Annotated in this window: 18 protein-coding genes and 2 pseudogenes; 12 read left to right on the forward strand and 8 right to left on the reverse strand. The window is 65.2% G+C overall.

Annotation, left to right across the window (positions count from 1 at the left end; translation table 11 throughout):
- The 4 genes and pseudogenes from B3D39_RS20685 to B3D39_RS17520 all read left to right on the forward strand — a co-directional run.
- Positions 1-201, forward strand: a pseudogene (locus B3D39_RS20685) (3,4-dihydroxy-2-butanone-4-phosphate synthase); the annotation flags it as partial.
- A 36-nt stretch (positions 202-237) separates the two neighbouring features.
- Positions 238-435 (forward strand): annotated as a pseudogene (locus B3D39_RS20690) (metal ABC transporter permease); the annotation flags it as partial.
- A gap of 61 nt (positions 436-496) precedes the next feature.
- The gene (locus B3D39_RS17515; RefSeq protein ID WP_274961854.1) at positions 497-1,912 is read left to right on the forward strand and encodes an aldehyde dehydrogenase family protein; all 1,416 of its coding nucleotides are present in this window, start codon (positions 497-499) and stop codon (positions 1,910-1,912) included.
- A 119-nt stretch (positions 1,913-2,031) separates the two neighbouring features.
- Positions 2,032-3,633: an APC family permease gene (locus B3D39_RS17520; RefSeq protein ID WP_274961855.1), complete on the forward strand. Its 1,602-nt coding sequence runs from the start codon at positions 2,032-2,034 to the stop codon at positions 3,631-3,633.
- 49 nt (positions 3,634-3,682) lie between these two features.
- Here B3D39_RS17520 and B3D39_RS17525 read toward each other — a convergent pair whose 3' ends face one another.
- From B3D39_RS17525 to tkt, 3 genes are read right to left on the reverse strand one after another with little or no spacing between them, the layout of a single operon-like run.
- Positions 3,683-4,558 carry a lysophospholipid acyltransferase family protein gene (locus B3D39_RS17525; protein ID WP_274961856.1) on the reverse strand — a complete coding sequence of 292 codons (876 nt, stop codon included), beginning with the start codon at positions 4,556-4,558 and terminating at the stop codon, positions 3,683-3,685.
- A gap of 11 nt (positions 4,559-4,569) precedes the next feature.
- Positions 4,570-5,457 (reverse strand): DMT family transporter, encoded by an 888-nt coding sequence (locus tag B3D39_RS17530; RefSeq protein WP_274961857.1) that lies wholly within the window; start codon positions 5,455-5,457, stop codon positions 4,570-4,572.
- Positions 5,458-5,498: 41 nt separating this feature from the next.
- Positions 5,499-7,517, reverse strand: coding sequence for a transketolase (gene tkt, locus B3D39_RS17535; protein ID WP_274961858.1), 2,019 nt, complete (start codon positions 7,515-7,517; stop codon positions 5,499-5,501).
- A 200-nt stretch (positions 7,518-7,717) separates the two neighbouring features.
- Here tkt and B3D39_RS17540 point away from each other — a divergent pair, with 200 nt between their 5' ends.
- The 3 genes from B3D39_RS17540 to B3D39_RS17550 are packed head-to-tail and all read left to right on the forward strand — an operon-like array spanning position 7,718 to position 9,091.
- Positions 7,718-8,302, forward strand: coding sequence for a hypothetical protein (locus tag B3D39_RS17540; protein ID WP_143594965.1), 585 nt, complete (start codon positions 7,718-7,720; stop codon positions 8,300-8,302).
- Complete coding sequence (locus tag B3D39_RS17545; protein ID WP_078569416.1) at positions 8,295-8,672, forward strand: cell division protein ZapA; 378 nt, start codon at positions 8,295-8,297, stop codon at positions 8,670-8,672. Before B3D39_RS17540 ends, B3D39_RS17545 begins: the two co-directional genes overlap by 8 nt.
- Positions 8,669-9,091, forward strand: coding sequence for an MliC family protein (locus B3D39_RS17550; protein ID WP_274961859.1), 423 nt, complete (start codon positions 8,669-8,671; stop codon positions 9,089-9,091). The genes B3D39_RS17545 and B3D39_RS17550 overlap by 4 nt, the downstream gene beginning before the upstream one ends.
- A 65-nt stretch (positions 9,092-9,156) precedes the next feature.
- Here B3D39_RS17550 and purF read toward each other — a convergent pair whose 3' ends face one another.
- The 5 genes from purF to B3D39_RS17575 form a co-directional block, all read right to left on the reverse strand.
- Positions 9,157-10,635 carry an amidophosphoribosyltransferase gene (gene purF, locus B3D39_RS17555; RefSeq protein ID WP_274961860.1) on the reverse strand — a complete coding sequence of 493 codons (1,479 nt, stop codon included), beginning with the start codon at positions 10,633-10,635 and terminating at the stop codon, positions 9,157-9,159.
- Positions 10,636-10,740: 105 nt separating this feature from the next.
- The gene (locus tag B3D39_RS17560; RefSeq protein ID WP_078569415.1) at positions 10,741-11,352 is read right to left on the reverse strand and encodes a CvpA family protein; all 612 of its coding nucleotides are present in this window, start codon (positions 11,350-11,352) and stop codon (positions 10,741-10,743) included.
- A 22-nt stretch (positions 11,353-11,374) separates the two neighbouring features.
- Positions 11,375-12,739: a DNA repair protein RadA gene (gene radA / locus B3D39_RS17565; RefSeq protein WP_078539678.1), complete on the reverse strand. Its 1,365-nt coding sequence runs from the start codon at positions 12,737-12,739 to the stop codon at positions 11,375-11,377.
- Between the two features lie 4 nt (positions 12,740-12,743).
- The gene (locus B3D39_RS17570) at positions 12,744-13,559 is read right to left on the reverse strand and encodes an alpha/beta fold hydrolase (RefSeq protein WP_274961861.1); all 816 of its coding nucleotides are present in this window, start codon (positions 13,557-13,559) and stop codon (positions 12,744-12,746) included.
- Entirely contained in the window at positions 13,560-14,159 is a 600-nt protein-coding gene (locus B3D39_RS17575; protein WP_274961862.1) for a 2-hydroxychromene-2-carboxylate isomerase, read from the reverse strand.
- A 111-nt stretch (positions 14,160-14,270) separates the two neighbouring features.
- Between B3D39_RS17575 and B3D39_RS17580 the strand changes: the two genes are divergently transcribed.
- The 5 genes from B3D39_RS17580 to B3D39_RS17600 all read left to right on the forward strand — a co-directional run.
- Entirely contained in the window at positions 14,271-15,290 is a 1,020-nt protein-coding gene (locus tag B3D39_RS17580) for a ribose-phosphate pyrophosphokinase (protein ID WP_078519603.1), read from the forward strand.
- A gap of 350 nt (positions 15,291-15,640) precedes the next feature.
- Positions 15,641-16,486, forward strand: coding sequence for a DMT family transporter (locus B3D39_RS17585; RefSeq protein ID WP_274961863.1), 846 nt, complete (start codon positions 15,641-15,643; stop codon positions 16,484-16,486).
- Between the two features lie 102 nt (positions 16,487-16,588).
- Positions 16,589-17,188: a superoxide dismutase gene (locus B3D39_RS17590; protein WP_078546351.1), complete on the forward strand. Its 600-nt coding sequence runs from the start codon at positions 16,589-16,591 to the stop codon at positions 17,186-17,188.
- 158 nt (positions 17,189-17,346) lie between these two features.
- Positions 17,347-17,574, forward strand: a complete 228-nt coding sequence (locus B3D39_RS17595) for a hypothetical protein (RefSeq protein ID WP_078519600.1) — start codon at positions 17,347-17,349, stop codon at positions 17,572-17,574.
- Positions 17,574-17,954 (forward strand): host attachment family protein (locus B3D39_RS17600; RefSeq protein ID WP_286789926.1); only part of this gene is annotated, 381 nt, incomplete at its 3' end. The genes B3D39_RS17595 and B3D39_RS17600, both read left to right, overlap by 1 nt.

A 17,954-nucleotide genomic window follows, 5' to 3' on the forward strand; every position in this document is an offset into this window, starting at 1 on the left:
AACTTCATGGCAACCCACGGGCGCGGGCTGATCTGCTTGCCGATGACGGCGGAGCGGGTCGATCACCTTGGCCTGCCGATGATGGCGGTGAACAACTCTTCCCGGCATGAGACGGCCTTTACCGTCAGCATCGAAGCGCGGGAGGGTGTCAGCACCGGTATCTCTGCCGCCGACCGTGCGCTGACCGTGGCCGTGGCGATCAAGATCGTCGGCGCGCTGCTGATCGCGGCGCTGCTCATCATCCCGGCGGCCACGGCGCGGCAATTCGCGCGCGGGCCCGAGGCGATGGCGGCAGGCGCGACCGGGGTGGGGATCGCCTCGGTGCTGCTGGGGCTCTGGGGGTCGTTGCAGTTCGACACGCCCGCCGGTCCGTCGATCGTGGCGGCCTCGACCGTGCTCTTCGTGCTGTCCTTGCCGCTGCGTCGCGCGCGCTAAGCCGCGCTGCCGCTTGCCATTTCCCCTCCCGCGCGTTGAGATGCGCGGCAAAGGAGCCCCGATGGATCACCGCAGTTTCAAGACCCCGGCGCAGATCTTCGTCGACCTCGCGGCGGGCAATCCGCAGCGTCGCATGGCTTTCGATCCCGCGCAGCGGCGCGCGGCGCTGCAGGCGCTCTCGCGCGCGATCCATGACTACGAAGCGGAGATCCTCGCGGCGCTGGCGGAGGATTTCTCCAAGCCCGAGGCCGAAATTCGCCTGAGCGAGATCCTGCCCGTTCAGGCAGAGATTTCGCACGCGCTGCGCCACCTGAAGACGTGGACGAAGGTCCGCCGGGTGCGCCCGACCCGCGCGATGCTGGGCACCCGCGCGCGGATCGTACCCGAGCCGAAGGGCACCGCGCTGATCATCGCGCCGTGGAATTACCCGCTGGCGCTGTCGCTCGGGCCGTTGGTGTCGGCCATCGCGGCGGGCTGTGCCGCGATCGTCAAACCGTCCGAGCTGGCCCCGGCCAGCGCTGCCGTGATCGCGCAGATCGTCGAGGAGGCGCTGCCCGCCGATCTCGTGCGCGTGGTGCAGGGCGGGGTCGAGGTCAGTCAGGAACTGCTCGACCAGCCCTTCGATCATATCTTCTTCACCGGCTCGCCGCGCGTGGGCAAGATCGTGATGGCGGCGGCCGCGAAGCATCTGACGTCGGTGACGCTAGAACTGGGCGGGAAATCCCCGGTCATCGTCGGCCCCGGCGCCGATCTGAAAAAGGCCGCGCGGATGATCGCCTGGGGCAAGTTCGCGAATGCCGGTCAGACCTGCATCGCGCCCGATCACGTCTATGTCGCCAAACAGATCGAGGCTCCGTTTCTGGCCGAGCTGAAAGCCGCGATCGCGCGGATGTATGGCAAGACGGAAGAGGCGCAGGCGGCCTCGCGCGACCTCGCGCGGATCATCAACCCGGATCATTTCACCCGCCTGATGGGTATGATCGAGAGCGCGCAATCCGCTGGCGCAAAGGCGCTGACCGGAGCCACCAGCGAGGCCGAGAGCCGCTATATCGCGCCCACCGTCCTGATGGGCACCGACCCGTCGATGCGCGTCGAGCAGGAGGAGATTTTCGGCCCCGTTCTGCCGGTCATTCCGTTCGACGATGCGGCGGATGTGGTGGCGCGGATCGAGGCCGGGCCGAAGCCGCTCGCCCTTTATATCTTCGAGCGCGACCGTGGTCTGATCGACCGGTTGCGCCGCGCGACCAGTTCGGGCGCGGTGGGCGTCAATGTCGCGCTGGTCCATTACCTGCACCAGAACCTGCCCTTCGGCGGGATCGGGAATTCGGGTGTCGGGGCGGCGCATGGCCATTGGGGCTTCGAGGCCTTCACCCATCTCAAGCCTGTGCTCGAGAACCGGTTCGCGCCGCTTGCGATGCTGATGCCGCCCTATCGGAGCGGACGCATGGCGAAGCTTGCCCAGAAATTCCTGCGCTAAGTCCGACTGCAGATTTCACGCGTGATCGCGTTCCGCCACAAGCCCGTGTAATCGCTCCGGTTGGCGAAATCGCGCCCTAGTTGAACCCTTGTGATTAATAAGAAACAGGGGATTAACCAATGGCATCAACAGAAACGATGGCCGGAGGAGGCAAACTGCGGCGTGACGCCGGGGTCATCGGGCTGCTCTTTGCCTCCACCACCTCCATGATCGGCTCGGGCTGGCTCTTCGGGGCCTATCACGCCTCGAAAATTGCAGGGCCGCTCTCGGTCTGGTCCTGGGTGATCGGGGCCGCGATCATCATGCTGATCGCGCTGTGCTTTGCCGAACTCTCCACGATGTTCTCCAAATCCGGCGCGCTCGTCCATATGAGCCATGCGAGCCACGGCGCGACGCTGGGCCGGCTCTGGGGCTGGATGTTGTTTCTCAGCTATGCGCCGGTGCCTGCGGTCGAGGCCGAGGGGATCGTCACCTATGCCAATAACTACCTGCCGTATTTCCTGCGCGGGGACGGGTCGGGCACGCTGACGCTGGTGGGCTTCATCACCTCCGCGCTGCTCCTGAGCGTGCTGGCGCTGCTGAACCTGCTCGCCATCAAGGCGCTGTTGAAGGTGAACAACACCGTGACATGGTGGAAGATCGCCGTGCCGCTGATCACCGTGGTCGGGCTGATCGCGGCCTCGTCCCATTGGGGCGTCTGGCATGCGGCACCGGGCACCTACAAGGCGCAGGGCATGTTCACCGCCATTCCCGCCGCAGGGATCGTGTTCTCCTTCCTTGGCTTCCGCACCGCGATCGACCTGGGCGGCGAGAGCGCCAATCCGGGCCGCAATATCCCGATGGCGGTCATCGGCTCGGTCATTCTCGCCGCGATCGTTTATATCCTGCTGCAGGTGGCCTTCATCATGGCGCTCTCGCAGGGCGATCTGGCGAATGGCTGGTCGTCGTTGAGCTTCAAAGGCTCTGCTGGTCCCTTCGCCGGTCTCGCGGCGACGCTGGGCATGGGATGGCTGGCGCTGCTCCTTTACGTCGATGCCTATGTCTCTCCCGGCGGGACGGGGCTGATCTACGTCACCGGCGGCTCGCGTATCCTCTATGCGGTGGGCGACACCGAGAGCGGGCCGAGCGCGCTCACCCATACGACCCGCCACGGCGTTCCGTGGCTGGCGGTTGCGGTGATGTGGGCCGTGGGCGTGTTCTTCCTGCTGCCCTTCCCGGCATGGCAGCTGCTGGTGGGCTATATCAGCTCGATCACGGTTCTGACCTACGGCCTCGGTCCGATCGTCCTGATGGTGCTGCGCCGCAGCCAACCCGATGCCGAGCGCGCCTTCCGCCTGAAAGGGGCGGAGTTCCTTGCGCCGCTGGCCTTTATCGCGTCGAACCTCGTGATCTACTGGACGGGTTTCTACACCGACTCGATCCTGTTCGGGATGCTGCTCGGGGGCTTCGCGGTCTATGCGGTGGTCTTCCACGTCCTGCAGAAGAAATCCGCCTCCGAGTTCGGCTGGGGCCATATCGGCTGGCTGGCGCTGTGGTTCGGCGGGCTTTGGGTGATCACGGCGCTCGGTACGTCGGATCACGCGCTCAATGTGCTGAACTTCTGGAGCGGCATGGGCCTCGTCGCGGTGTGGTCGCTGGTGGTGATCTGGTTCGCGCTGCGCGCGGCGCTTCCGGCCGAGGAGACCGGTGCGCTGATGGAGCGTATCCAGCGCGGTAACTGAGCCTTTGCGAGATGACAAAAGGGCGCGCGGGGAAACTCGCGCGCCTTTCCTATACCCGCTTCACCTTCCAGCGGCGGTGGATCCAGAGCCATTGCTCCATATGCTTGAGGATCATCTCCTCCAGCCCGTCATTGAGCGTCTGCGTCATCGCCTCGGGGGTGCTGTGCGGGACGGGCTTGTCGGCATAGATCTTGAAGTTGAGCCCGTCGGGCTGCCGGATCGCGTAGATCGGAACCAGATCGGCTTTCATCTTCAGCGCCATTTCCGCCGCCGACAGGGGCGTGAAGGCGGGCAGGCCGAAGAAGCTCAGCTCCGCGCCCTTCTTGAAGTGCTGGTCGAAGCCGAAGGCCACCATCCCGCCGTCGCGCAGGAATTTCATCATGTCGCCCAGACCCCGGCGCGAGCGCGAGAACAGCGGCTCCGCGATGGCCGAGATGGTCGAGACATATTGCTCGTTGAAGAGCGGGTTGTTCATCGGGCGGTAGATCGCGCCGACCCGGTAGCCGCGGCCTGCAAGCGCTGCACGCCACGCGTCGTAATTGCCGAAATGGCCTGCCGCGAGGACGACGGGGCGACCCTCGCGATGGGCGGCCTCCAGCGTCTCGGCGCCGGGGCCTTCGATCGGCAGATCGCGGACGCGCGCCACGAATTCTTCGCCCGAGTAAATCTCCGCCAGCATCCGGCCCAGATTGTCGGGCATCTCGCGCTGCAGCCGCTTGATCTCGTCCTCGGAGAGGTCCGGGCAGGCGATACGCAGGTTCTCGCGGATCTTGCGGGTGAAGCCGAGGATCGGGGCGAGCCGCGACACCATTCGTCCCGCCGCCGGGATGCGCCGCTCGTAGGGCAGGCGCTGGACCAGCCGCATCACCGCCACGAAAAGGGCATTCGAGGCACGGTCGGACAGGGTGGGTTCGCGGTTCTTCATCGTGTCGGGTGTCAGGCTCTGGCTTGGCGCGCGGCACGGCGCTCACGCGACCAGACATAGAGGCCAGCCCCCACGATCACAAGCGCCCCGGCAATGGTGAACCCGTCGGGAAACTGGCCGAACATCAGCCATCCCCAGAACGAGGCGAACAGCAGGCCCGAATAGCCGAAGGGCGCGAGCGTCGAGGCTTCGGCCAGTGCGAAGGCGCGGATGAGCAGGAATTGCGACAGGCTGCCCGCCAGCCCGAGACCGAGGAAAATCCACAGATCGGACAGCGCGATCGGCTGCCAGATGAAGGGCAGGGCGAGCGAGGAAAGCGCAAGCCCGGTGAACGCCGACCACAGCTGCGAGGTGGCCGCGCTATCGCCGCGCAGGTAGCGCGTCAGCAGCACCGCGCCCGCGAAGCTGAACGCGGCCAGCAGCGCCAGAAACGCCGCCGGATGCAGCCCGCCGACGCCCGGACGCAGGATGATCATCGCGCCGATGAAGGCCGCCAGAATGCCGAAAATACGGTGCGGGCCCAGCCGCTCGCCCAGAAACAGCGCCGCGCCGAGCGTCACGATCACCGGGTTGAGATCGCCAAGCGCGGTGGCGGTGGCCAGCGGCACATGTTTCAGCGCGTAGAAGAACGACACGATCGCCCCCATCTGGAACAGCGCCCGGCCCAGCTGGAACTTCGGCTGTGCACTGCGGATGCGGCGCGGCAGGCTGCCGCGATAGATCACGGCCAGCACGGCGGCATTCACCGCGAAGCGCGCCCAGACGATCAGGAGCGGGTGATAGCCTTGCCCGAGAAGCTTGGCGAACGCGTCCATCAGCGTCAGCATCGAGAACGCGCCAAGCATCAGCGCGATCCCCATCCCGGGACGATCACCCTCGGGATGTGAAGAGGGGGCCACGCCGGGCCCCCTCGCAGTCGCTTTCAAGCCGGGCAGAGCCATCAGAGGAGGCTCTTGACCTTCTCGGCCACGGCCTCGGGGGTGATCCCGAACTTTTCGTAAAGCTCGCCTGCGGGAGCGGAAGCGCCGAAGCCCTCCATGCCCACGAAGCCGGCTTTCGCCTCGCGGCCACGCTCGCCCAGAAGCCAACGGTCCCACGGCTGGCGCACGGCGGCCTCGACGGCCACACGGACCGAGTTCGGCGGCAGCACGCGCTTGCGGTAGGCCTCGTCCTGCTCGGCGAACAGCTCCATGCAGGGCATCGAGACGACACGGGTGCCGATCGCTTCTTTCTGCAGCAGTTCGCGGGCTTTGATCGCGATTTCCACTTCCGAGCCGGTCGCCATCAGGATCACCTGACGCTTGCCGTCGGCCTCGGCCAGAACATAGGCACCGCGCGCGGTGAGGTTCTGCGGCTTGTACTCGGTGCGCAGCGTCGGCAGACCCTGACGCGACAGCGCCAGAACCGAGGGCGTGCCCTCCTGGTTCATCGCGATTTCCCACGCCTCGGCGGTCTCGATGACATCGGCGGGGCGGAAGGTCAGCGTGTTCGGCGTCGCGCGGCAGATTGCCAGATGCTCGACCGGCTGGTGGGTCGGGCCGTCTTCGCCCAGACCGATGCTGTCATGGGTCATGACATAGACGGTCGGCACTTTCATCAGCGCCGACAGACGCATCGCGCCGCGCGCGTAGTCGGTGAAGCAGAAGAACGTGCCGCCATAGGGACGCACGCCACCATGCAGCCACTGGCCGTTCATCGCAGCCGCCATGCCGTGCTCGCGGATGCCGTAATGGATGTAGCGGCCCTTGCGGTTCTCCGCATTGAAGACCGTCATGTCCTTCGACTTCGTGAGGTTCGAGCCGGTGAGGTCGGCTGAGCCGCCGATGGTCTCGGGGCAGGCGGCGTTGATCACGCCCAGCACCATCTCCGACGCCTTGCGGGTCGCGACTTTCGGCGCGGCCTCGGCCTGCTCTTTCTTGAACTTGCGGATCGCGCCGGTGAGCTTCTTCGAGACGCCGCCTTCCATGATGCGGGTGAACTCGGCCTGCTTGTTGGCCGAAAGCTTGCCGAAGCGCTCTTCCCATTCGCCACGCTCTGCCGCGCCGCGGGTGCCGATGGCCTCCCATTGCGACTTCACGTCGGCGGGGATTTCGAACGGGCCGTGATCCCAGCCGTAGATCGCCTTGGTGCGTGCGATCTCCTCGTCGCCCAGCGGCGAGCCGTGGGCCGAGTAGCTGTCGGCCTTGGTCGGTGCGCCGAAGCCGATGATGGTTTTGCAGTCGACCAGAACCGGACCCTTGGCTTTCTTCGCCTTGGTCAGCACCTCGTCGATGGCAACCGGATCGTGGCCGTCACAGGCAAAGACCGTCCAGCCCGACGCCTCGAAGCGCTTGCGCTGGTCGGTCTTGTCGGACATCGACACGCGACCGTCGATGGTGATGTCGTTATTGTCCCACAGCACGATCAGGTTCGACAGTTCCTGCATCCCGGCAAGGCCGATGGCCTCCTGGGAGATGCCTTCCATCAGGCAGCCGTCGCCTGCGATGACCCAAGTGCGGTGATCGACGAGCTTCTTGCCCCATTGGGCGCGCAGCGCCTCTTCGGCGATGGCCATGCCGACCGAAGTCGCGAGACCCTGGCCGAGCGGGCCGGTCGTGGTCTCCACTGCGTCGAGCAGGAAGTTCTCGGGGTGGCCGGCGGTCAGCGCGCCCGACTGGCGGAAGTTCTTGATCTGGTCGAGCGTCACCTGCTCGTCGCCGCAGAGATAGAGCAGCGAGTAGATCAGCATCGAGCCGTGACCCGCCGACAGGATGAACCGGTCGCGGTCAGCCCATTTCGGGTTCTTCACGTCGAATTTCAGGTGGTTCTGGAACAGAACGGTCGCCACATCGGCCATGCCCATCGGCATGCCGGGGTGACCGGAATTTGCGGCCTGTACCGCATCCATCGCCAGTGCGCGGATCGCGGAGGCAAGTTTCCAATGCTCAGGATGGGCGGCGCGCAGCTCTTCGATTTCCATGAAACGTCCTTTCGCAGGGCAGCAGTTGGATGGGTCCGCGCCCCTGATAGCAGGGATCGGCCCAAGATCAAGCACGGCCCACAAGTGCTTGAGGCAAAAGGGTGGGCTTGCCCTGTCGCAAAAGGTTAGACTTAACGAAACTCGCAGTCGGCCGCGATTCGGTCATGGCAAGCGAAAAACATGAGGACGAGGAGGCGCGTATGAGTGACATAGCCGAATACGAACGCCGCATCGCTTTCGCGCTAGAGCGGATCGGGCGCGGGGTCGAAGCGCTCAAGCAGCGCGAGGCATTGCAGGCGCAAGCGGCGCAGGATGCCACGCACCAGCCCGAGCCGGAGACCGCACCGCCTGCCGAGGCAGAGCTGCCCGCCGTGCCCGAGGCGCCGCCCGAAGCTATTGCCGATCCGGCGGAAGTGGCCGAGCTGAAAGCCGCGCTCGCCGCCGAGCAGGAAGCCAACGCGCAACTCTCCGAACGCGTCCGCGCGATCCGCGAGAAACAGGACACCACACTGGGGGCGATGGAGCGCAAATACGGCGCTGCCGTCCGCGCACAGGAAGCCGCCTTCAAAGAGGTCGCAGCTCTCAAGCAAGCCAATGCGGCGCTGGTCGCGGCCAATCGCAAGCTGATGGACGAGGGCGTGGCCTTCTCCGAGGAGGCGCTGATGGCCGAGCTGCAAAGCCTGCGCGCCGCGCGCGACGGCGAGAGCGCCGAGCTGGAGCAGATCATCGCGGGTCTCGACCCGATCATCGAAGCGGCGAACCGCGAGGAGGAGACCGATGCCTGAGGTGACGATTTCCATCGGCGGCCGCGATTTTCAGGTCGCCTGCCAAGAAGGTGAAGAACATTTCCTGCGCTCGGCTGCCGGGATGCTCGACAGCGAGGCGCAGGTGCTTCTGGGCCAGATCGGGCGGGTGCCCGAGAACCGGATGCTGCTGATGTCGGGGCTGATGCTGGCCGACAAGGCGGCGGGCATCGAGGATCAGCTGCGCGACGCGATGAACCGTCTGGGCGAATTGCAGGCGAAGATCGACGAGCTGCAGTCGAACCCTGCGCATGTCGAAGTGCCGATCGTGCCGCCCGAAGTGACCGAAACGCTGGCCGAGATCGCCGCGCGCGCGGAGTCGCTTGCCGACCGGGTCGAGGACGACGCGTGAGGCGGGCGCTGTTTGGCGCGGCGCTCGCAAGTGTCGCGCTGGCGGGACCGGTCGCGGCGCAGGACGCGGCGCAGGGCACGGCCCCGGATGACGGATCGGTTGAGCGGTTGGAGCCTCTCAATCCGATTGTCGGCGACGGGCCCCCGGCGGTGGTGAACGCCACCTATCATTGCGAGCGCGGCGCGGAAGTGCACGCGGCGTATCTCAACGACACCGATCCGCAGCGCGTCGTCGTGTTTCTACAGGGGCGGCAGGTTGTGATGAGCCATATCCGCTCCGCCGATGGGGCGAAATATGCCGAGGATGGCGAGGGCGAAGTCGGCTATGTCTGGTGGACGCGCGGCGCGCAGGCGATGCTCGACTGGATCGCCGAAGATGGCGAGGTTCAACCGCTGCTCAGGGCCTGCCGCCAAGAATAAGGGCCGCAACGCGGATCAGCGCGGCGGCCCTTGTTCGTTCGTCCGGGAAACCTGAAGCCGCGCGCTTACTCGGCCGCCTTCATCTCGAAACCCTTTTCCAGCTGATCCGACGGCGTGATCGGATACTCGCCCGAGAAGCAGGCGTCGCAATATTGCGGACAGGAATTGTCGCGGCCCTCGGCCTCGCCCACGGCGCGATACAGCCCGTCGAGAGAGATGAATTTCAGGCTGTCCACGCCAACCCAGTCGCGCATCTCTTCTTCGGTCATCTGTGCTGCCAACAGCTTGTCGCGGTTGGGCGTGTCGACGCCGTAGAAGCACGGCCATGCGGTCGGCGGCGAGGCGATCCGGAAATGCACCGATTTCGCACCCGCATCGAGGATCATATCCTTGATCTTGCGCGAGGTGGTGCCGCGGACGACGGAGTCGTCGACAAGGACCACCCGCTTGCCGCGAATGAGCGACTTGTTGACGTTGAGCTTGAGGCGCACGCCCATGTTGCGGATCTGCTCGGTCGGCTCGATGAAGGTGCGGCCCATATACTGGTTGCGCGTGATCCCGAGCGCGAAGGGGATTCCGCTTTCCTGGCTATAGCCGATCGCCGCCGGTGTGCCGCTGTCGGGCACCGGGCAGACCAGATCGGCCTCGACTGGGGCTTCGCGGGCCAGCTCGACGCCGATCGCGCGGCGGGTCTCGTAGACCGAGCGGCCACCGATCATGCTGTCGGGGCGCGAGAAATAGACATGCTCGAAGATGCAGAAGCGACCGGTGGAGGGGCCGAAGGGGCGCGAACTCTCGACATGGCCGTCCTGAATGACGACCATCTCGCCCGGATCGATCTCACGGACGAAGTCCGCGCCGATGATGTCGAGCGCGCAGGTCTCCGAGCTCAGCACATAGCCATGCTCGCCCAGCTTGCCCAGCACCAGCGGACGCACGCCCAGCGGGTCGCGCACACCGATCAGCTTGGTCCGCGTCATCGCGACGATCGAGAAGGCGCCTTCCACGCGGCGCAGCGCATCGGCGATCCGGTCGGCATGCTTGCGCTGGATCGAGCGCGCCATCAGGTGGATGATGCATTCGCTGTCGGACGACGACTGGAAGATCGCGCCGCGCTCGATCAGTTCGCGGCGCAGCGCGTCGGCATTGGTCAGGTTGCCGTTATGGGCGACCGCGCAGCCGCCCATCGAGAACTCGCCGAAGAAGGGCTGGATGTCGCGGATCACCGCACCTTTGGAGCCGGCGGTGGAGTAGCGCACATGGCCGATGGCGACATCGCCCGGCAGCGTTTCCATCAGGCTCGACTTGGTGAAGTTGTCGCGGACATAGCCGAAACGGTGGGCCGAGTTGAAACCGGTGGCGGCGTCATGGGCGACGATGCCGCCCGCTTCCTGACCGCGGTGTTGGAGGGCGTGAAGACCGAGGGCCACGAAATTCGCGGCGTCGGAAATGCCGACAACACCGAAGACGCCGCATTCTTCCTTGAGCTTGTCGTCGTCGAAAGGGTGGGCGTAGTGGGTCTTCTGGGCGGCGGGGCAGGACATGGCATCAGCTCCGTATGACGCTAGGGGAGGGCGCTTTGGCCCATTTATAGACAAACGCGAGAGGTGTTAACCCCTCGCGCCTGTAAAACCGTCATGTGACTGACATCAATTCTCGGTCGCCGGAGGCAGTTCGTCCGTCCGGGCCGGGGCATCCGCGCCGGGAGGAGCGGGGCAGGCGGCCACAAGTTGTTCGTAACGCTGCACGATCCAGCCGGGTGCATCGGCGGGCATCGATTCGTCGAGTTGGCCCGAGGCGCGCGAGAACACTTTGGCCGAACGCGAGTCGTCGACCACCGGCACGGGGTCGTTGCTCATCACGCGGTCATAGACCACGAAGGCCACCGCCACGAGGACCACACCGCGCAGCACGCCGAACAGGAAGCCCAGACCCTGGTCGATCCCGCCAAGCGCCGAGCGCTGCACGGCCGAGGCGAAGAGCGGCGTGAGGATCGAGAACACGACCAGTGCGACGGCGAAGACCACCGCGAAACCGCCGATCATGCCCAGCTCGCAGCTTTGGCCGATGAACTTGTCGAGGCCGGGGATCTGCTGCACCAGAGGGCGTGCCTCGTTGGCGAAGATATAGGCGACGATCGCCGCTGCGATCCAGCCGACGATGGCCAGCGCCTCGCGCACGAAGCCACGCGAATAGGCGAGGATCGCCGAAAGAATGATGACGACCGCCACGATGGCATCGACAATGGTGAACCCGTCCATTTGCGCTCCTGTGTTCTCGGCGTTAACCGGCGCCGAACATCTCCCCGGTAAATGTCACGAGATCGCCCAGCTTGCGCAGCGCCATCCCGCTCGACCCTTCGGCTTTCGTTCCCGAGGGTGCGATCGCTTGTGAAAAACCAAGTTTCGCCGCTTCTTTCAACCTGTTTTCCGCTTGACCCACGGGACGCAGAGCGCCTGACAGGCTGATTTCCCCGAAAATCACCATGTCTGCAGGCAGTGCCACATCTTCGCGCGCGCTGAGAAGCGCGGCAGCGGCGGCGAGGTCCGCTGCTGGCTCCACCACTTTCATGCCGCCCGCCACATTGAGGAACACGTCGAGCCCCGCAAACGGGATGCCACAGCGCGATTCCAGCACCGCGAGAATGGTCGATATCCGTCCGCTGTCGAGCCCGACCACGGTGCGCCGCGGCGAGGCGAGCGTGGACGGCGCAACCAGCGCCTGAATCTCTGTCAGCACAGGCCGCGTGCCTTCGATTCCTGCGAAAACCGCCGAGCCCGGTGCGGGCTGACCGCGCTCGGACAGGAACAGTGCCGAGGGGTTGGCGACCTCGGCCAGACCCGCACCGGTCATCTCGAAGACGCCGATCTCGGAAGCCGGGCCGAAGCGGTTCTTCACCGCGCGCAGGATGCGGAACTGGTGACCGCGCTCGCCTTCGAAATAGAGCACCGTGTCGACCATATGCTCGATTACGCGCGGGCCCGCGATCTGGCCTTCCTTGGTGACGTGGCCGACCAAGATGACGGCGGTGCCGCGCTTTTTGGCGAAGCTCACCAATTCGTGTGCGGCGGCGCGCAACTGGCTCACCGATCCCGGCGCGCTGTCGACATTGTCCGACCACATGGTCTGGATCGAATCGATGATGACGAGGTCGGGGCGTTCGGTTTCCAGCGTCGTCAGGATGTCGCGCAGAGAGGTTTCCGCGCCCAGACCGACCGGAGCATCGGCAAGGCCAAGCCGTTGCGCGCGCATCCGCACCTGGCTCGCCGCTTCCTCCCCTGAGATATAGAGCGCCTTCACGCCCTTGCGAGCGAAGCTCGCCGTCGCTTGCAGCAGAAGCGTCGATTTCCCGATGCCGGGATCGCCGCCGACCAGAACGGCAGAGGCCGCCACGAGACCGCCGCCCAAGACCCGGTCCAACTCCTCCATGCCCGATTTCACACGGGCCGGCGGGGTTTCCTTCGTGTCGAGCGCGGTGAGCGGGATCACCTTGCCCTTCGCGCCCTTCATCCCCGAGCCGGGCGTGGTCGAGATCGGCGCTTCCTCGTGGATCGAGTTCCATGCGCCGCAGGCGTCGCAACGCCCGGACCATTTGGCGTGCGTCGCGCCGCATTCGGCACAGCGGAAGATCGCGGATTGCTTGGCCATAAGGTCAGCTACGTTCCAGATTGGCGGCGATCAGGCTCGCGCATTGCTCGGGATGGGTGGCGGGCAGCATATGGCCCGCACCCTCGACGCAGGCGACGCCCACGTCCGGAAGACGCGCGGCAATCGCCTCGGCCACTTTCGGCATCGTCGCGGGCGAGCGGTCGCCATGGATGATCATCGCGGGCGCGTCGATCTGCTCGATCCCGTCGGGCCGCGCGATCCGTGCCGGATCTTCGAAATTGGCGCGGCTGATGTTCTCGACCATCGGCATGCAGGCGGTGAAACGCTCGCGCTGCGTCTCGGAATAGCTGTCCCACGGCTGGCCGGTGCCCCAGTCGCGCATGAAGCCGCGCGCCGCTGGTTCATAGTCGCCCGCTTCCATCAATTGCTCGAAGTGATCCTGCTTGGCGCGCAGGTCCTGCCAGTCCGGGTCGTTCTCGGGGAGGGCGGCGAACAGCACCGGCTCGATCAAGGTCAGCGAGCGGACGGCCTCGGGGGCGCCCACCGCGATGCGCAGCGCGACCGAGGCGCCGAAGCTATGTCCGATCAGGTCCACGGGGCGCTCGATGAAGCTGGCCGCGATGCGCGTCACCTGCGTCTGAAAACCGCCCGGCTCGCTCGCATCGCCGCGCCACGGTGCGGATTGCCCGTGGCTCGGCTGATCGAAGGCGACGGCGTGGATCTGCTGGCCCAGCGGTATCAGCGCCTTCGCCCAGAGGTTCGAACTGCCCAAGGTGCAATGGATCGCGATGGCGGGACGCTCGCCCTGACCGAAGCTTTGCCAGAACACTTCCGCCCCTTGTCGTTGATCACGCGGCATTCAGAGCGTCCCCAGATAGTCGTCGAGCAGCTCCAGATGGTCCTGACCCCAGAACCGCTCGTCGGTATCGGTCACGATATAGAAGGGCGAGCCGAAGACACCGGCCTCGACCGCGTCCTCGAGGTTCTTCTCATAGGTGACCGCGCCATCGAAGAGGCCGGTGGTCGCGAGATTGCCATCAAAGCCATTGGCCTCGAGCGCTTCACGGATCACCTCGTCCGAGGCGATATCCTTATCCTCGGCCCAGCAGGCACGCAGGATCGCGTTGACCAGACCGCCCACGTCGCCGCCACCGGCTTTTTGCGCCGCGATGATCGCGTAAGAGGAGGGCGCGGGGTTCGGCGGATAGCCGGGCGGGGTGGTGTTCATCTCCATCCCGAGCCGCTTCGACCAGCGCTTGAGCTCCTGCATCCGGTATTCCATCCGGCTCTGGTGGCGCTGCGCCGGGCGCACCCCGCCGGTGCGGTCGAACAGGCCCAGAAGGTCGAGCGGCTTATAGGTGACTTCAGCGCCATGACGCGCCGCGATCTCTTCGAATCGCGGGCCGCCAAGGTAGGCCCAGGGGCTGAACGTGCCGAAATAGTAGTCGATGCGTGCCATTCATAACACTTTCTTGACAGTCGAAATTGCCGCCACGCTACCCCGGTGCTAAGGCAGGCGCAATCAAGCGAATCCCGCCGGCACTGACCGGCGTCACGAAGGAACTGGCCCATGTCCGTCGTCACTGAACCGAAGCTCATCTCCGGAAATTCCAACAAACCGCTCGCGCAATCCATCGCGCGGCGCATGTCGATGCATCGCGGCATGTCCGTCGGTTTGGTGGATGCGCGGGTCGAGCGTTTCAACGATGGCGAGATCTTCGTCGAGGTTTTCGAGAACGTCCGCGGCGAGGACATGTTCATTATCCAGCCGACCTCGAACCCGGCCAACGACAACCTGATGGAGCTGCTGATCATCACCGATGCGCTCAAACGCTCCTCGGCCGATCGCATCACCGCCGTGATCCCCTATTTCGGCTATGCCCGTCAGGATCGCCGCACCAAGGCCCGCACGCCGATTTCGGCCAAGCTGGTCGCGAACCTGCTGACCGAAGCCGGCGTCGACCGCATCCTGACGCTCGACCTGCACGCAGCCCAGATCCAGGGCTTCTTCGACATTCCGGTGGACAACCTCTACGCCTCGCCGGTCTTCGCGCTCGATATCCTGCACAACTTCAAAGGCCAGACCGACGATATCATGGTCGTCTCGCCCGACGTCGGCGGCGTGGCCCGCGCGCGTGAGCTGGCCAAGCGGATCGACGCGCCGCTCTCCATCGTCGACAAGCGCCGCGAGAAGGCGGGCGAAGTGGCCGGCATGACCGTGATCGGTGACGTGAAGGGCCAGAAATGCATCATCGTCGACGATATGGTCGACACGGCAGGCACGCTGTGCAAGGCCGCAGATCTGCTGATGGAGCACGGCGCGACCGAAGTTCACGCCTATATCTCCCACGGCGTCCTGTCGGGCCCGGCGGTCGAGCGCGTGACCAATTCGGCGCTGAAATCGCTGGTCATCACCGACTCGATCGAGCCGACCGACGCCGTGAAAGCCTGCCCGAACATCCGCATCGTGCCGACCGCACCGATGTTCGCGCAGGCGATACTCAACACCTGGTCGGGCACGTCCGTGTCGTCGCTCTTCGAGACCGACACGCTCGTCCCGATCTACGAGGGTATGTACACCCGCGACTGATCCACGGTTCGCCCGAGACATGAAAAAGGCCCGGATCTAAGCGATCCGGGCCTTTTTTCATTGCGCCCGATCCCGAGCGCGGGGTTACGAAGCTTTCTTGAGCGCCTTCTTCGCCTCTTTCAGCTTCTTTTCCTGACGCTCGACCTTGGCCTTGCGCGTCTTCACTTCCTGTTTCAGCTCCTTGAGCTTCGCTTTCTTCGCCATGATCCGGCTCCTCTATGTCAATCCCTAGCAATAGCATCGTGCGGCAACGGTCCCGCGATGTATAGGGCCGGGCGTCGAAGCCATTGTTTTCGCGTCGGCCAAAGGTCGGGCTGGACAGCGCTGCGTGGCGCGGCGATGACTTGAGCATGCGCCTTTTCGCTCTCACCGCCCTCGTCATGGTCGCCTTCGCGGCCAATTCGGTGCTCAACCGGATGGCGGTGCATGATGCGGGCTGGGGGCCTGCTGCGACGGGCTTCGTGCGCCTCGCCTCGGGCGCGCTGGTGCTGCTGATCCTCGCGATCCGGGCGAAGGGCGCGCGCGGGCTGCGGCTGCCGGGCGCGGTGCTGGGGGCCGGGGTCGCGACGCTTGCGCTCTATATCTTCGGGTTTTCCATCGCGAGCGGGCTGATCGACGCGGGCGTCGGCGCGCTGACGCTGTTCGGGATGGTGCAGATCACCATGTTCGCGGGCGCCCTGTGGCTTCGCGAGGCGATCTCGCTCTGGCGCTGGATCGGGGCGGGGCTCGCCTTCGCGGGTCTGGCTGTCCTGCTGCTGCCCGCCTCGGGAGCCGCCCATATCGACCCGCGCGGATTTGCGATGATGGCGCTCGCCGGGATCGGCTGGGGGCTCTATTCGCTCAACGGACGACGCGCGACCGATCCGCTGGTCGCGACCGCGCTCAATTTCGCACTCGCCACGCCGCTGGCGCTGATCTGGATGCTGGGCGCGGGCGATTGGGGGCAGGGGGCAAGCTGGGGCTGGACGCCTGCGATCCTTTCGGGCGCGGTGACCTCGGGGCTGGGCTATGCGCTGTGGTATCGCGTAATACCGCAAATCCCCGCGAGCCTCGCTGCCATCGCTCAACTCTCCGTGCCCTTGATCGCGGCGCTGGGCGGGGCGGTTTTGCTCGCGGAGACGCCTTCGGCACGCTTCTGGCTGGCCGCGGCGCTGGTGATCGGCGGGATCGCCCTCTCGCTGAGGCGAAAAACCTGAGCGCATCTCTCGGATTTTCGGGCCGGAAACGGCTTGACCTCGGAACCTCCAGCGCTTCTTTAGTGTTTGACACACGTACCTTCGAACTAATGAGAGGACATCATGGCTTTTGAACTTCCCGATCTTCCCTATGCCCACGACGCACTCGCGGATCTCGGCATGTCGAAGGAAACCCTCGAATACCACCACGACATTCACCACAAGGCCTATGTCGATAACGGCAACAAGGCGATTGCCGGTACCGAATGGGAAGGCAAGTCGGTCGAAGAGATCGTGAAGGGCACCTACCAGCCGAACGCGGTTGCGCAGAGCGGCGTCTTCAACAACGCCTCGCAGCATTGGAACCACACCCAGTTCTGGGAAATGATGGGGCCGGGCAACTCGGCGATGCCGAGCGAGCTGGAAAAGGCGCTGACCGAAAGCTTCGGCTCGGTCGACAAGTTCAAGGAAGACTTCGCCGCCGCAGGCGCGGGCCAGTTCGGCTCGGGCTGGGCATGGCTGGTGAAGGACACCGACGGGTCGCTGAAAGTGACCAAGACCGAGAACGGCGTGAACCCGCTGTGCTTCGGCCAGACCGCGCTTCTGGGCTGCGACGTGTGGGAGCACTCCTACTACATCGACTTCCGCAACAAGCGCCCGGCCTACCTGTCGAACTTCCTCGACAAGCTGGTGAACTGGGAAAACGTCGCGTCGCGCATGTAATTTCCGCGCGCGAAACGAATTTGAAGGGCGTCCTGCGGGGCGCCCTTTTTCGTTTTTTACCCGTGATGATTGCCGGAACGGAAAGCCTGCAAAGCAGGAACCGCACCCCTGCGAAATCGGTTTTCTTGACAGCTACCAGAAACCAAGAGGAGGATGTGATGGCAGAGCGTATTCGTTCGAAAGACGGCAAGCGCGAAACCGAAGAGGTCCTCGGCGAGAAGCCCGAGAATATCGAGACGCCGGAAGGACAAGGCAGCTCGGGCGGGAACCTCAATCGCAAGGTCGGCACCCGCGACGAGAAGAAACGCCTGGATGAGACTTCGGCAGGCGCGACCCGTCCGTTGGGCGGTGACGAGCGCGACAGCGGTGAAAAGGAGAAGATGTGATGACCAAGCTTTCCAAAGGCACCTGGGTTGTGATCGCGGATGGCGAGAAGGCGCTGTTTCTTGAAAACATGATGGACGAGCAGGATCCCAACCTCGTCGTGCGCCGCATCGACGAGCAGGAGAACCCGCCGGATCACGAGCAGGGCACCGACAGCCCCGGACGTATGGCCGATGACGGTCCCGGCCATCGCTCGGCCTTCCAGGAGACCGACTGGCACGAGCTGGCGAAGATGCGCTTCGCCGACGATCTGGCCGAGCGACTCTACAAGATGGTCCATAAGGGCCGGATCGAGCGGCTGGTGATCGTTGCGGCGCCGCGCGTCCTGGGCGAGATCCGTTCTGCACTGCATAAGGAAGTCTCCGATGTGGTGGTGGCCGAG

The organism is Thioclava sp. UBA3469 (genome assembly GCF_002378135.1).
Lineage (GTDB): Bacteria > Pseudomonadota > Alphaproteobacteria > Rhodobacterales > Rhodobacteraceae > Thioclava > Thioclava sediminum.